Origin of the sequence: Alkaliphilus flagellatus (assembly GCF_018919215.1) — a bacterium.
Classification (GTDB): domain Bacteria; phylum Bacillota; class Clostridia; order Peptostreptococcales; family Natronincolaceae; genus Alkaliphilus_B; species Alkaliphilus_B flagellatus.
On record NZ_JAHLQK010000001.1, the window covers coordinates 554,696 to 570,093 of the forward strand.

Consider the following 15,398-nt stretch of genomic DNA (forward strand, 5'->3'; position numbering starts at 1 on the left):
ATGCTATCACCTAAAGAGCGATTGAATAAAGTTATAAAGGGAGAAATGGTTGATAGACCACCATGCATATGTCCTGGTGGTATGATGAATATGGTAACTAAGGGGATAATAGAAGAAGTTGGGATAAGCTTTCCAGAGGCTCATAGGAATCCTGCAATGATGGCTGATTTAGCAGCTGCTGTTTATGAAACAGGATGCTTTGAAAACTATGGTGTACCCTTTTGTATGACCATTGAAGCAGAGGGATTTGGAGCTCAGGTTGATATTGGGACAGGCACTTGTGAGCCCCATGTTGTTAAATATACAATTAATTCTGTTAGTGAATGGCCACATATTACCAAAATTAATCATAAAGATTTAAGATGGCAGGTAGTATTGGATGCAATTAAGCTTCTAAAAGAAAGAGATAGAGGTGTACCTATTATAGGTAATTTAACAGGGCCTATAAGTACAGCCAGTTCCATAATAGAGCCAGTGGTCTTTTATAAGGAACTAAGAAAATCTAATAAGGAAGCCCATAAATTTATGAACTGCATCACTGACCAGCTAATAGCCTTTGCTGAAGAACAAATAGAGGCTGGTGCTGATATTATAGCAATTTCTGATCCCAGTGGTACAGGAGAAATTTTAGGGCCTAAGCTATTTGAGGAATTTGCTGTAACTTATATAAATAAAATTATTGATAGAGTTAAAAAAGCAGGTATCCCTATAATTGTGCACATATGCGGTCAAATGAAAAATGTCTATGGTGAGGTAGATAAACTTAAAAGTGATGTTTTAAGCTTTGACTCCATAGTTAGTATGAAAGAAGCAAGAGAAAACCTACCTAATAGATTGCTAATGGGCAATGTTAGCACCTATACTATTGAATTTGGAGAACCTAGAAAGATTGAAGAGCTAACAAAAAAATGTGCTAGAGATGGGGCCAATATAATATCACCAGCATGTGGACTTGGCATGAAATCCCCTTTAAAAAACGTAAAATCAATGTTGAAGGCTTTAGAAAAGGAGATGGAGTTCATAGATGCCTAATATTTTTATACATAACAAAAATAAGAATGTTAAATATGTGCCAAATAAGAATTTGATGCAGATTTTAATAGATAAGGATATATTTGTTGATAATCCTTGTAATGGAAAGGGCTCCTGTGGGAAATGTAAAATAAGATTACTTGAAGGTGAGCTACCTCCAATGTCAGAAACAGAAGTCAGGCTTTTAAAGCAGGAGGAAATTACAGCTGGCATCAGACTTTCTTGTCTTGTAGTGCCTAAGAATGATATAACTATAGAGGTTCTGCAAAAAGAAGGAAAACATAAGATACTTACAAAAAGCTATATGCCTAATATTGAGGACTTTAGCTTTAAGCCTGCAATTAAAAAGGTTTTAAGGAAGATTAGCAGACCTACTATTAATAGACAAATACCCTATGAGGACTCTTTAAGTGAAGCTTTTGGAGTAGATGGAGTCAACTGGAACTTATTGAAGCATTTAGATACATCTTATGGAAAGATTACTGGAGTACTTTATAATGAAGAATTAATTGACGTTGAAATAGGAGATACTACTGACAAGCTTTATGGAGTTGCGATTGATATTGGAACTACAACTATTGTTGCAGCTCTCATTGATATAATAACAGGGGAAGAAGTAGCGACAGCTTCAAGACTTAACCCTCAAAAGAAATACGGACTGGATGTTTTAACTAGAATTACCTATGCTATAGAACATCCAGAAGAAGCTAGAGAAAAGCTTCAGCAGGAGATAGTTGCCGTATTAAATGAAATTATAGGGGATATAAGCGCCCAAGCTAGAATAGACAGGGAAAATATTTATGAAATCTCTGCTTCGGGAAACACTACAATGCTTCATTTTCTTCTCGGAATAGATACAGCATCCATAGGCAAGGCTCCTTATTTCCCAGCATTTATAAAATCAAAAACTGTGCGGGCTGAAGAAATTGGATTGAAGTCTGCAAAAAATGCTATTTTATATTGCCTTCCATCTGTATCTGCATATATTGGTGCTGATATTGTGGCTGGTGCATATATTTGTCAGCTACATAAATCAAAAGAAAATGTTTTATTTGTAGATATAGGAACTAATGGTGAAATAATTTTATCAAGTAATGGCAAATTGTTATCCTGCTCCTGTGCCGCTGGGCCAGCTTTGGAGGGAATGAATATTAGTTCAGGTATGAGGGCAGCAGAGGGTGCTATTGAAGATGTGATAATTACAGAAGAAGGTATTAAGCTTAAGGTTATAGGAGATCAGGAAGCCATTGGAATATGTGGGAGTGGTATTTTGGCAGCTGTGAGGGAGCTTCTACAAACAGGTATTGTGAAAAAGAGTGGTGCCTTTATAAAGCTGGATGGACTGGATGAAGCTGACTATCGCTATGATATGCTTAAATTGAATGGTATAAAACGTGAATTTATTTTAGCTGAAGCCCCTGAAGAATTGCTGATTACGCAAGGGGACCTTCGTCAGGTACAACTAGCTAAGGGGGCTATATTATCTGGCTTTTATGCATTGCTGAAGCAGGCAAATATTGAAATCCAACAGTTGGATAGGGTTATGATAGCAGGACAATTTGGTGCTCATCTACCAGCTGATAGTCTAATAGGAGTAGGAATCCTGCCTGAAGAAGTAAGAAATAAATTAGTATATGTAGGTAACTCTTCAAAGACTGGAGCCTATATGGCCTTAATGTCTATTGATGCAAGAAAAGAAATGGAAGTCTTAGCAAAGGAAATAGATTATATGGAACTTGGAGCGTCTGAAGGCTATGAAGAGTTATTTGCTAAATGCCTTGTGTTTCTGTAAATTAATCTTCATTGCTGTAGCTTAAGACCGTTTAAATATTAATAGAGGGGAGTGTGTTTTAAGTGATTAAGGAAGAAATGACTCCAAGGGAAAGAATGGATGCTTTTAGTCGAGGAGAGGAAATTGACAGGGTGATTTGTGTTCCTGACATGGGCGTAACTATGGTGCCATTTCTTGGCATAAAGGCAAGTGATTACTACCATTCAGCTGGGCTTATGGCTGAGCTTGAAATTGCATTATTTAACAGATTGCGTCATGACAGTGTGGGTATCTCCACTAGCCTGCGGGGTATGGCAGAGGCTATGGGTTCTAAAGTAGCATATCCAGATTATAATATTTCCTATCTCTTAGAGCCGGCTATTAAGTCTGTAGAAGAAATAGAGGGTCTGAAGGTGGTTAATCCCTTAAAGGATGGCAAGTTGCCTATCCTGCTTAAAGCCTTGAAGTTGACCAAAGATGCTCTAATAAAGGAAGTGGATGTTGGAGCTGCCATGTCAGGTCCCTTCAGTGTTGCTGCCTCTGTAGTCGGCACAGAAAATCTATTAAGATGGATGGCAAGACATCCAGAAAAGGTGCATGTTTTAATGGAGATAGTAGCCGAATCAAACAACAGGTACATTGAGGAGGTAGCTAAGCTGGGTTTGTCAATCAGCTTTGCAGATCCCATGTCCTCTACCAGTATTATAAGTCCAAAGCTGTTTAGAGAATTTTCACTGCCTTACCTTCAAAGGAATATCAATAAAATCAAAGAAACCACTGGCAGTGCTCCTGGAATACATATATGCGGGAAAAGCAAAAAGCTATGGCAGGATGTTGTGGATGCAGGAATTTCTAATTTCAGCATTGACAATGAAGAGGACCTGGATGATGCAAAGGAAATTATGGGTGATAAAGTAGTTATTACAGGAAATGTGCCCCCTGTGGATGCAGTTTACTTAGGCAGTAGACCCGATATAAACAAATCTGTAAAGGAGTCGATTAGGAAGGGATATGATTCACCAAAAGGGTATATACTCAGTACCGGATGTCAGATTCCAATGAATACACCTATTGAGAAGGTGGAAATGTTTATGGAGGCGGGACGTAGGTATGGGAAGTATCCAATAGACTTAGATTTATTAAATAGTCAGGAATAATAGATGGTAATAATGATACTATAAAATTTAATAATTTGTGTGATTTTCTGAACTATTTGGGTTTATCGGTGATTAACATATCGGAAGAAAATAAAAAAGGATTTTAGCTGAAATTTGAAGTGTATTTTATGTTCCCTCAGATTATAATTTGAGGGAATTTTTTTAATTAGTATCAAAAGTTACTAAACTAAGTATGTTTATTTTCAGTTTTAAGGTTGGATAGCCATAAACACTTGATAATGAGAATCTTTATCTATAAAATAAAATATAAGAGCTTATTATAACATAATGAAAAAATTACTAAAATAGTACAATTAAAGGAGAACTTATATGGAAATTGAATTAAATAAATTAGTAGAGGGCTTTGCAAATAGTGATTTTAAAGTACAAGGGGTTTATTATAATAAAGTTGAACCTAGAAAATCAGGCTTTCAAAAAACAGCTTCTTTTCCAGGATTTATTTTTCCAATTAAAGGCCAGGCAAAATATCATTTTAATGGCACACCTTATACTGCAGAATTAGGAAATATAATTCACGGCGGAGCTAATATGAATTTAGATAAGCAAGTCTTGGGTGATAATAGTTGGGAATTTATTTCTATATTATATAATATCAATTCATTTGAAAACGGAGACTTGAATTTACAAGATATACACTTTGAGTTGAAAATAGGACAGAATCCAAAGCTAATAAATCTTTTATCTAGACTGCAAAATATTTCTAAAGAAGATTATGCAATGTCTAAATTTCAAACAGAGAATATATTTCGCTCTATATTAGAGGAGATTTTTATAAGCGCTAAAGATCAACAAAAATATGGAACACAAGCTCTATTTACCCGGGTTTCTTATTATATACAAAATAACTATATGAATACTATGACTGTAAAAGAATTGGCAGAAAAGCATGGTGTTAGCGAAAATCATCTATTTTATGTCTTTAATAAACATGTAAATATGGGACCCATAGAATATATTAAAGAATATAGACTTAATCATGTAAAAAATCTATTAATAACTAGTGATGCTAGCATTGCCGAAGTTGCAGAAAGTGTAGGATACTTAGATCCACTATACTTTAGCCGTATATTTAAAGGTAAATTTGGTGTATCACCAAGTATGTTTAGAAAAATTCAAGAATAATCCATATGTATTTCAGGAATCCTCCATTCTAATGTAAATTTTCATATGCTATACTGAATATTGTAATTGAGAATAATTATTAATGGAGGAATAAATGATGAAAAGACTTATGGTTCTAATCTTATCTATTACTTTAATTGCAGGGTTACTAGTAGGATGTGGAGGAAAAGATATAGAAAAAGAAAGTGCAGGGGTAGATGTATCTCTTGAAAGCGAAGGAAATCAATTATGGCCAAGAAAGATTACTGATGCTACAGGTAAGGAAATAGAACTTAAAAATAAACCTGAAAGAATAGCAATTCTTCATTCAGTATATTTAGAACATTTCCTAGCATTAAATAATCCTCCTATAGCTTCTGCAGGTTCTTCTAGAGGAGATGCTATGAAAGCTGTAAATGAATGGGAAACTCTTAAACCATATAAAGGAAATGTAGATATTATAGACTTAGGTAGTTCAAGAGAGATAAATTTAGAGGCTATACTAAAGGCAAAACCAGATGTAATTGTTACATTTAAAGGGCATGGAGGACTAGATGAAGTGTATGATCAACTTGTAAAGATTGCACCTGTAATTCAATTAGATTTCAGCTCTAGTTGGCAAGAACAAACTTTAGCTTGTGCAGAGATAGTTGGGGAAGAGGAATATGCTAGAAAATTTATAGAGGAAACGGAAAGTACAATTTCTAATGCAAAGGACAAGTTAAGTCAGTACAAGAATAAGACGGTGGCTCTATTCCGTACAGACGGGAAGTCTTTTATTACTCGTGGAGATAAGGATTACTATGAGACTTTTGGAATAACTAGACCAGAAGGATATCCAGATGAATTTGAGACTTTATCTTTAGAGACTATATTAAGTATGAATCCAGATTATATTGTATTCCAAGATTTTATAGAGACAGCAGAGACTTTTGTAAAGAGTCAAGAGAATTTATCTGTTTGGAAGTCTTTAGAGGCAGTTAAAAATGGAAATGTGTTTTATTTTGATGACTCTCTAAATACTTTTGGACCTTTGGCTATGAGACTTACAGCAGAGAAGTTAGTAGATATGTATTTAAAGTAGGAGCTCTAGAAGTAGGAAGGAGTAATTTTAGGAAATGGATGAAACAAGAGAAAAAAGAAACGGTAGCAGTAAAGCATTAGGTATAATTCTATTTGGATTTATATTACTTATTTTACTAATGGCTTTTTCTATAACTAAAGGTGCAACTAATGTTCCTATGACTTCTGTAATAGATGGACTATTCCATTTCAATAGAGAAAATCAGCAACATTTAGTGATAATAGATTTAAGATTACCTCGTGTTGTAGCAAGTGCTCTAGTAGGATCTGCTTTAGCTGTATCAGGAGCTATAATGCAAGGCATTACTCATAATCCCTTGGCAGATCCGGGGATTATGGGAATTAATGCTGGCGCAGGGTTTATGTTATCTATTTCTTTTGCATTTTTCCCTACAGTAGGTTATATGAATATGATTTTAATTTCCTTTTTAGGTGCAGTGTTAGGAGCTATTTTAGTAAATAGTGTGGCATCAACAGGAAAAAAAGAAAACTCCATAAATTTAGTTTTAGCAGGAGTTGCTATTAATACACTTTTAGTAGCTCTTAGTCAGGGAATCGCACTAATGTTTAATGTGTCTCAGAATATAATGTTCTGGACTGTAGGAGGAGTGGCAGGTTCGAATTGGCAGCAGATAAAGATTATGACGCCTTGGATTATTTTAGCTCATATTGGAGGGATTATTATATCTAAATCCATATCTACTCTAAGCCTTGGAGAAGATGTGGCGAAGGGACTAGGATTAAATACTAAAGTAGTATATATCCTTTCATCTATAATAGTTTTAATATTGGCTGGAGCTTCAGTTTCTGTTATAGGTTCAGTAGGATTTGTAGGCTTAATAGTTCCTCATATAGCGAGGTTCTTTGTAGGGTTAGATTATAAATGGATAATCCCTACATCAGCTGTATTAGGAGCTATTCTTATGGTTTTAGCAGACTTAGGCTCTCGTATTATAAATCCACCTTTTGAAACACCTATAGGTGCAATTATATCACTTATAGGAGTCCCTTTCTTCTTATATTTGTCATGTAAAGAAGGGGGAAATATTAATGGATAATAGAAAAAAGACTATATGCACTATATCCATAATTTTATTGTTTTTAATTTTCATAATAAGTATGAATATAGGATATATAAAACTTTCTCCAAAGGATACTTTAAGAACTGTATTTGGTGGAGGAACAGAGGAAGAAAAATTAATACTATTTAATTTTAGATTACCTAGAATAATAATCTCTATGTTAGTAGGTGGAGGTCTGGCACTGTCAGGATGTATTATACAGGGACTTTCAAGGAATCCTTTGGCAGACCCGGGTCTACTTGGAATTAATGCAGGGGCAGGGCTTATGGTAATTTTATATGTAGTTTTCTTTGGATCACAGTCTTTTATGTCAGTCTTCACCTTACCTTTTTTAGCGTTTTTAGGAGCTAGTCTTGCAGCTATATTAATTTATTTACTGTCCTATAAAAGAGGTAGCGGATTTTCTCCATTAAATTTTATATTAACAGGAGTTGCTATACAGGCAGGTATATCGGCTTTAACTACTATTTTAGTAGTCAAATTAGATGAGACACAGTTTAATTTTGTAGCAACTTGGCAGGCAGGAAGTATATGGGGAAGTAATTGGAAATTTGTATTGGCATTAGTGCCTTGGCTTTTGATTCTAATACCATATGTAATTTATAAAAGAAAAGTATTAGATATCTTGAACTTAGGAGAGGAAACAGCAAAATCTCTAGGAGTTTCAGTAGAAAAAGAGAGGAAAAACCTAATTATGGCATCAGTAGCCTTGGCAGCATCCTGTGTTTCAGTAAGTGGAAATATAAGTTTTGTAGGCCTGTTAGCACCACATTTAGCTAGGAAGTTAGTAGGACCAAAGCATGAGATACTACTTCCAACATGTGCTTTTACAGGTGCAATATTAGTTTCTATAGCAGATACAATAGGAAGAGTTATTTTACAACCTGGAGAGATTCCTACAGGAATTGTAGTGGCAGTTATAGGGACGCCATATTTTATCCACCTATTGAGAAATGGGAAGTAATATGGAGGGATGGTTAGTATGAGTGATATTATGACGGACAGAATATCTGTAGCATATGGAGATAGGTCAATAATAAGAGATTTAAGTATAAAGATACCAGAGGGAAAGATTACGACTATAATTGGACCTAATGGATGTGGAAAATCTACTTTGCTTAAGACTATGGGACGCATACACAAACAGAAGAGAGGGATCGTGTACTTAAATGGAAAGGACATACACAGTTTAAGTACAAAAGAGGTAGCAGAGAAGATGGCAATACTACCTCAAACTCCTAAAGCACCAGAAGGATTAAGGGTTAGAGAACTAGTATCCTATGGGCGATTTCCCTATCAGCGTGGGCTAAGTAAGGAGACAGATAAAGATAGAGATATTATAAACTGGGCATTGGAAGTGACAAAACTTAAAGGATTTAGTGATAGAGTAGTTGATAATCTGTCAGGAGGGCAGAGACAGAGGGTTTGGATTGCCATGGCTCTAGCTCAACAGACAGATCTTATATTGTTAGATGAGCCTACTACTTATTTAGACTTAACTTATCAATTAGAAGTATTAGAACTTCTATATAAGTTAAATAGGGAGGAAGGCTCTACTATTGTAATGGTATTACACGATTTAAACCTGGCGTCTAGATTTGCAGATTATATGGTAGCCATTAGAGATGGAGAGATAATTCATAGTGGAAGTCCAGAAGAAGTTATGAATAAAGATATATTGAAAGAGACATTCTCCATTGATGCCATGGTAATGAAAGACCCTCGTACAGAAAAATTAGTTTGTATTTCTTATGAGCTTATAAAGGATGAAGATATATTTAAGGGGGTATTAATATGAAGAAGATTGCAATTTATGGAAAGGGTGGTATAGGTAAGTCTACTACTGTATCTAATGTATCGGCAGCGTTAGCCTCTATGGGATTAACTGTACTACAAATAGGATGTGATCCTAAGGCTGACTCAACTAGGAATTTAACAGGAGGAAAGAATATTCCTACTGTATTAGATAGATTGAGAGAAAATACTGATATAGAATTAGAGGATATTGTATTTAAAAGTAGTACAGGAGTGATATGTGTAGAGTCTGGCGGTCCTGTTCCTGGCGTTGGATGTGCAGGTAGAGGAATAATAACAGCCTTTGAAAAATTAGAGGAGCTAAATGCCTATGAAATTTATAAGCCAGATATAGTTTTATACGATGTACTAGGAGATGTTGTATGCGGTGGATTTGCAATGCCGATAAGAGGTGGATATGCAGATGAGGTATGTATAGTGACTTCAGGAGAGATGATGTCACTTTATGCAGCTACTAATATTTCTCATGCAGTTAAAAGCTTTGGAAAGAGAGGCTATGCTTCTCTTAGAGGATATATTTTAAATGCCAAAAATATAGAAAATGAAGATGAATTAGTAGACAAAGTAGCCAATGAAAATGAGGTAGATGTCATATACCGCATACCAAGAAATCCACTTATACAGGAGGCAGAAGCTAAAGGACAGACGGTAGTAGAGGCTTTTCCAGAATCAAGCATGACAAAGGACTATAGAAAACTTGCAAAGACACTATTGGAGGGAGGAGATAGTATTGGATAGTCTAGAAAATCTAGAATTTCTAGAACATTTAAAGCCTCTATCAAAGATTAAATCTAATGAGGGAATAAATTTTTTAACACCAGGTGTATTTAGAGGTAATCATTGTCCAATGCGTATAGCATCAGTAATATCGAAAGATATAGACGGACTTTCTTCTCTAGTTGTAGGAATGGAAGAATGTACTATTCACTCTAGACTTTTTAGTCCAAAGCCAGAAGGAGAAAATGGGGAATTCCATTGGCTCTATGTGCTAGATTCTCATGAAGTAGTATTTGGGTGTAGAGAAGGACTATTAAATGCCTTAAGAAAGATGGACAAGGAAGGTGCAAAGGCTGTTTTAATAATTGTAACCTGTGTACCAGAATTAATCGGAGAAGATATAGAAGGAATTATATATGAGGCAAATTCAGAACTAGATATGAATATTACACTTGTAAAACTAGGGCAGTTTAAAAATCCAAGTTATCCTTCAGGTTCAAGAAAGACAATGGAGGCTTTAGGAAAGTTTATAATGGTTAAAGAGAAAAATATAAAAATAGTTAATGTACTAGGTCGCAATAAAGATGAAGAACATATACCTATGCCAGAGATATTATTAAAATTAGAAAAAGATATTGAACTGCATTATTTGGCTCCGGAAACACCTCTTTCAAATTTTGAAAATAGCGGAGATAGTGTATTAAATATAATAGTGTCTCCTTTTATGGTTCCTCTAGCTAGAAAGATGGAAAAGGATTTTGATATTCCATATATCACACTATACGATCTATATGATGCAGACAGCATAGGCAGAGCATATTTAGAAATTGGAAATATATTAGGTATAGAATTAGAAGATTATTTTGCATTACAAAAAGAGAGATTAATTCTTTTAGAAAATGAAGTAGGGAAAAAGGTAAAAGGACTAAGAACCATATTAGCTCCTAGAATTGATACACCAATGCCTCTAGCTGCTTATTTATCTCAACTTGGTATGGAACCTTTAATCATTCATCTAGAAGAATACTATAGTGAAGATAGAAAAAATATAGAGAAAATACTATCAATGGGATACGATCCTTTAGTATGTAGAATGGTGAATATTGAACTAGAGGCTACGCTTTTAAAGAACTTATCCTATAATATTTCATTTGGATATTTGCCTAATAACAGTGATAAAGCAGCAATACCAGATATGTTAGATTTCTACGGACAAGTAGGATATGAGCGTACAATTAAACTTTTAGATAGAATTTTAAATGTATTATATGAAAATTATGAGTTAGGAGGGAATAGGAATGGGACTATGTAGATTTAAACCATTGCCTTCAGGTAGAATGGGAATTCTCTGGACACTATCTACTATTAGAGATGCAGCTATTATAGAGTTTGGATGTATGGGACATATGCTGTACAGTAGCACTACATTAGAAAGAACTGGTGTATATGATGGAGCTAGACTTTATTCAACTCATATAGATGAAACTGATATAGCTTTTGGAGATACTAATAGACTTAACAGAACGATAGACAATGTAATTAAGGAGGACTCTCCTAAGGTAATTTTCATAATACCTTCTTCTGTTCCTGAAATAACAGGAATAGATATTCATGCTGTATGTTGTGAATTACAAAGTAAATATCCAGATGTACTTTTATTACCTTTTGAATATGGAGGCTTTGACATAACTCAACATCGGGGAATTGAAGAGACTCTATTGCTTTTAGCTAAAAAAATACCAGTAAAAATTGAAAAATCAAAAATTCCAACTTTTAATATCATAGGTTCATGTGCAGATCTATTTAGATTTCAAGCTGATACAAAGGAAATTCTTCGCATTATGGAAGGTGCTTTTAATATGAAGCCAGTTTGCATTATGACTTCAGATACGGATATTAGGGATATAGAAAATATGGGAAGTGCGCATATTAATCTTATACTACGAAGAGAAGGATTAAAGACGGCAGAGTACCTTAAAGATAAATTTAATACACCATATATTTTTAATAGACCTTATGGAATAGAGGGAACAATGAATTGGTTAAATGAAATTTCAAAGATATTAGAAATTCCTCTAAATAATGACTTTATAACTAATGAAAAAAACATTCTCTTTAAACAATTTAAACCTGCAATCCCGTCTTTTCGTCATCTAGTAAGGTCTCACCCAGATGAAGCTATACTTTCACTTGGTGGGCATATAGATGTAGTGGAGGGACTAATATCCTTTGGGTGTAATGAGCTTTCTCTTACTAAGGGAGTGTGCTGGTGTGATAGTCCTCATATGGGTAGTGAAGAGATTCCGTATCTAGAAGAAGATATGTGGACAGAAGTAGTAAAGTCTCATAAAAAAGGATATCTTATGGCAAGCGGAGAAGCATTAGCGTGGTTTGGTCATAATACAGAATTACAGATTTCAAATCCAGATATAAAGTGGAGACTACACCCATATGAACCACCATTTTTAGGTTTTAGAGGTGCTATTAACTTGGTGAATTTATGGATAAATGACATTAAAGAAGATTAAGAATTGGTCATATATGCTAATTGATATTATTATGTGATATCAATATAAGGCTAAAATTTTATCCAAACAACTAAATAAAAACTTCAACGGCACTAAGATGAAAAAGTCTCGTGCTTTTGTTTTATATAAATCAAAAATAAAGATATAAACTAAAAGAGGCAAGGTCTTTGATCAACTTATGATCGATAGGCTTTGCCTTTTTTCATTGATAAGTCCTAAGATATTAGAAAATTTTAGTAGGATAAAATAAAGTTATAAGTCATTGGTAAAAATTTCAAAGGCTATATTAGATATTGACAGGATAGAAAAAGTTGACTATAATTTATTTAGTAATCTAGTAAGTTACTAAATTACTAAAACAAGAACAAATGCCAGGGGCTTTCATTAGGGTTAGCACAGTGGAATGATAGAGGAAAGGTAGATATTTCAGCTAAAGTTTGGAGACATACTGGAGATAAATAGTCAAGATAATCGGAGGAATTACCACTTCATCGAGTACTTGATCTAGCAATTCTTGTTTGTAGAACTAAACTTCACTTTCAAGATGCTTATAGATATGAGAAATTATATGATACAGAAAATCCTGTCATTGACAGAGTAGGACTGCAAGGAGATGCGATGACAGTGGCTGTATACACTAACAATGAAAAATAGATGAGGATATTAAGTTATTCAATCAAGCACTTAGTGATGATGGGGAGCTTATTGGAGAACGTCTTCGCACTTTATCAAGGATACTAAAAGAAATGGGATATTAATTATAAAATATTACACTATTATTTGGGAAGTTAAGATGAATGAAATGAGGAAAAGGAGAATTTTTATGAATATAAACGAAGGTGATTATAAATTCATCCAACATAAATACTATTTATCTCTGGATAGACAGTATACTGTTGAAGAAAAAGAATTGATATGGAAAAAGCCACTATCTCATAAGGTAAGTGAAGAAGAAATGCGCATATGTAATGAAGTCAAACGTAATTGGAATTGTGGAGAAATGAAAATCGCAAATATACTTTTAGAAGGAGATGCTGGCTCAGGGAAAACACAACTTGCTAAAGCCCTATCTGCAGATTTTAACCTTCCATATACGAAGGTAACCTGTTTTGCAGATATGGATAAGACCGATATTATTGGCGCAATTTTACCAGTTATTTCAACAGAACAATTAGAAAAAATAAATGATGAGGATAAGGCCGCTTTAAAAGCACTTTATGATAGTGATGGCTTCCATAGTGCAACAGAAATTTTGGTTGACGTATTGGGTATTTCGTGGGAACAAGCTGCTTTAAAAATGAAAGAGCTAATGAAGATAGCTGATGAATCTTCAAAGGACGGTATTGTAGAATACAGATTTTACCCATCTGAAATTGTAAGAGCGTATCGTAATGGATATCTTTTAGAAATACAGGAGCCGACAGTGATTCGAGATGCAGCTGTGCTAATGGCTTTAAACTCCGCATTAGAATTAGATGGCAGTATCAATCTTCCAACAGAAATCATTCATCGACATCCTGATTGTATAGTAATTATTACTACAAATCGTAATTATTTAGGGTGCAGGCCTTTAAATGAATCGTTGCGTGATCGAATTCAACATACTGAAAAAATGGATTTGCCGGATAAAGAAGTTATGATCGAACGTGCGATTGCAAAAACGGGGTACAGGAATGATCAGCTATTAGAGATTTTAGCAGATATTATTATTACTTTAGATAAAACTGCTAGAGCCAATGCGATTAAAGGAGTTGCCGGGATGCGTTCATTTTTTTATTGGGTTGACGCTATTGCTCATGGTGGATCTATAACTGAATCGCTGTATCATAAAGTAATTTACAAGATAACTACAGATTCAGAAGAAATTAAGATATTAGAAGAATCCTTAAAGAAGCACAGAGTTTTAGAAGAACTCGAAGAATTTGAAAGTGAGATTAAAAAAAAAGCTCGGATGTAGCAGAAATCAAAACTTGGGGAAGTATTGATGAAATAGATTCTAGAGATGATTCGGTTATTGATTCTGATGAAAATTGCATAGTTTTAAAAAAATCTCCAGATAGTGAGGAAAGTTCATCGGAGGTTTCTGACGAAATGGGAGAAACAGAAAGCTCAGATTTAGGAGAGAATGGATCTCCTAAATATCATCAGTTAAACCCCGAAGATAATTCGGAGGATACAAAAAAAGAAGAACAGAAATTTAGAAAACATCTAAATAAAGAAGCAAGAAAAGTTGTGTCTGATTCAATTCATAAGGGTGTAAAATTAATAGTTCATCGACCAGAGTGGGATTTAAATGATAAACAAGAGTATGTTAAGTTGAGTAAAGATCTAATGCCTATAGTTAAAGAAATCGCAAGAAAAACTATTCCGCTTTTGGAGCATGAGATTTCCATAGAATTTGCAAGAAACCATTACTATGGTAGTAAGTTTCAGTCAGATAGTATTGTTTATAAGGATTTCAGATATTTTTCCAAAAAGCTACCTCCTAATGAGTCACCATCACTTGTAGTCGGATTAAGAGTAGATGAGTCTGCATCTATGGTAGCTTTCGGCAGATTAGATGCAGCAAAACGTGCAGTCGTAGCGGTATATGAATTCTGCAAAATGTGCAATATACCTGTATTGGTTTATGGAGACACAGCTGATGTTTCAAAACTAGAGCAAATGTCAATATTTGCATACTCAGATTTTGATCATGATGATTATAAAAACCGATATAAATTTATGGGAATTCGTGGTCGAGGTAATAACCGTGACGGAATGGCTCTCAGAATTATTGCTGAAAGATTATTAACCACTAATAAACAAACAAAGCTATTGATTAGTATTAGTGACGGACAACCTAAAGCCATGGATGATTACACAGGGGCTTATGCAATGGAGGATATGAAACAGACTATAGCAGAATTTGAAAGAAAAGGAATTACATTTTTAGCAGCTGCCATAGGACAGGATAAGGATATCATTAACGACATTTATGGGGAAAACAGATTTTTGGATATTACAAATTTAAATGAGTTTCCTGCAAAGCTAGTTCGAATTATCGCCCGGTATTTATAATGAAATGTGAAAGTAACATAAAGGGCCAGTT

General features: G+C 34.4%; 13 protein-coding genes and 1 pseudogene. All 14 read left to right on the forward strand.

Annotated features, from left to right (window positions below):
- Positions 1-1,032, forward strand: a complete 1,032-nt coding sequence (locus tag KQI88_RS02515; RefSeq protein WP_216414781.1) for a uroporphyrinogen decarboxylase family protein — start codon at positions 1-3, stop codon at positions 1,030-1,032.
- Positions 1,025-2,824, forward strand: a complete 1,800-nt coding sequence (locus KQI88_RS02520) for an ASKHA domain-containing protein (RefSeq protein ID WP_216414782.1) — start codon at positions 1,025-1,027, stop codon at positions 2,822-2,824. Before KQI88_RS02515 ends, KQI88_RS02520 begins: the two co-directional genes overlap by 8 nt.
- A gap of 62 nt (positions 2,825-2,886) precedes the next feature.
- Positions 2,887-3,960, forward strand: coding sequence for a uroporphyrinogen decarboxylase family protein (locus KQI88_RS02525; RefSeq protein ID WP_216414783.1), 1,074 nt, complete (start codon positions 2,887-2,889; stop codon positions 3,958-3,960).
- 330 nt (positions 3,961-4,290) lie between these two features.
- A complete protein-coding gene (locus KQI88_RS02530; RefSeq protein WP_216414784.1) occupies positions 4,291-5,103 on the forward strand; it encodes a helix-turn-helix domain-containing protein in 813 nt (270 codons plus the stop codon).
- A 94-nt stretch (positions 5,104-5,197) separates the two neighbouring features.
- Positions 5,198-6,166 carry an ABC transporter substrate-binding protein gene (locus KQI88_RS02535; protein WP_246579086.1) on the forward strand — a complete coding sequence of 323 codons (969 nt, stop codon included), beginning with the start codon at positions 5,198-5,200 and terminating at the stop codon, positions 6,164-6,166.
- 34 nt (positions 6,167-6,200) lie between these two features.
- Entirely contained in the window at positions 6,201-7,223 is a 1,023-nt protein-coding gene (locus tag KQI88_RS02540; RefSeq protein WP_216414785.1) for a FecCD family ABC transporter permease, read from the forward strand.
- Complete coding sequence (locus KQI88_RS02545; protein ID WP_216414786.1) at positions 7,216-8,211, forward strand: FecCD family ABC transporter permease; 996 nt, start codon at positions 7,216-7,218, stop codon at positions 8,209-8,211. The genes KQI88_RS02540 and KQI88_RS02545 overlap by 8 nt, the downstream gene beginning before the upstream one ends.
- An 18-nt stretch (positions 8,212-8,229) precedes the next feature.
- Positions 8,230-9,045, forward strand: coding sequence for an ABC transporter ATP-binding protein (locus tag KQI88_RS02550; protein ID WP_216414787.1), 816 nt, complete (start codon positions 8,230-8,232; stop codon positions 9,043-9,045).
- Positions 9,042-9,800, forward strand: a complete 759-nt coding sequence (locus KQI88_RS02555; RefSeq protein WP_216414788.1) for a nucleotide-binding protein — start codon at positions 9,042-9,044, stop codon at positions 9,798-9,800. The genes KQI88_RS02550 and KQI88_RS02555 overlap by 4 nt, the downstream gene beginning before the upstream one ends.
- Positions 9,793-11,091 (forward strand): nitrogenase component 1, encoded by a 1,299-nt coding sequence (locus KQI88_RS02560; protein WP_216414789.1) that lies wholly within the window; start codon positions 9,793-9,795, stop codon positions 11,089-11,091. Before KQI88_RS02555 ends, KQI88_RS02560 begins: the two co-directional genes overlap by 8 nt.
- A complete protein-coding gene (locus tag KQI88_RS02565; protein ID WP_216414790.1) occupies positions 11,078-12,307 on the forward strand; it encodes a nitrogenase component 1 in 1,230 nt (409 codons plus the stop codon). The genes KQI88_RS02560 and KQI88_RS02565 overlap by 14 nt, the downstream gene beginning before the upstream one ends.
- A 372-nt stretch (positions 12,308-12,679) precedes the next feature.
- Positions 12,680-13,065 (forward strand): annotated as a pseudogene (locus tag KQI88_RS02570) (DUF6530 family protein); the annotation flags it as partial.
- Positions 13,066-13,130: 65 nt separating this feature from the next.
- Positions 13,131-14,264 (forward strand): AAA family ATPase, encoded by a 1,134-nt coding sequence (locus tag KQI88_RS02575; protein WP_246579087.1) that lies wholly within the window; start codon positions 13,131-13,133, stop codon positions 14,262-14,264.
- 134 nt (positions 14,265-14,398) lie between these two features.
- Positions 14,399-15,367: a vWA domain-containing protein gene (locus tag KQI88_RS02580; protein WP_216414791.1), complete on the forward strand. Its 969-nt coding sequence runs from the start codon at positions 14,399-14,401 to the stop codon at positions 15,365-15,367.
- Positions 15,368-15,398: the final 31 nt, after the last annotated feature.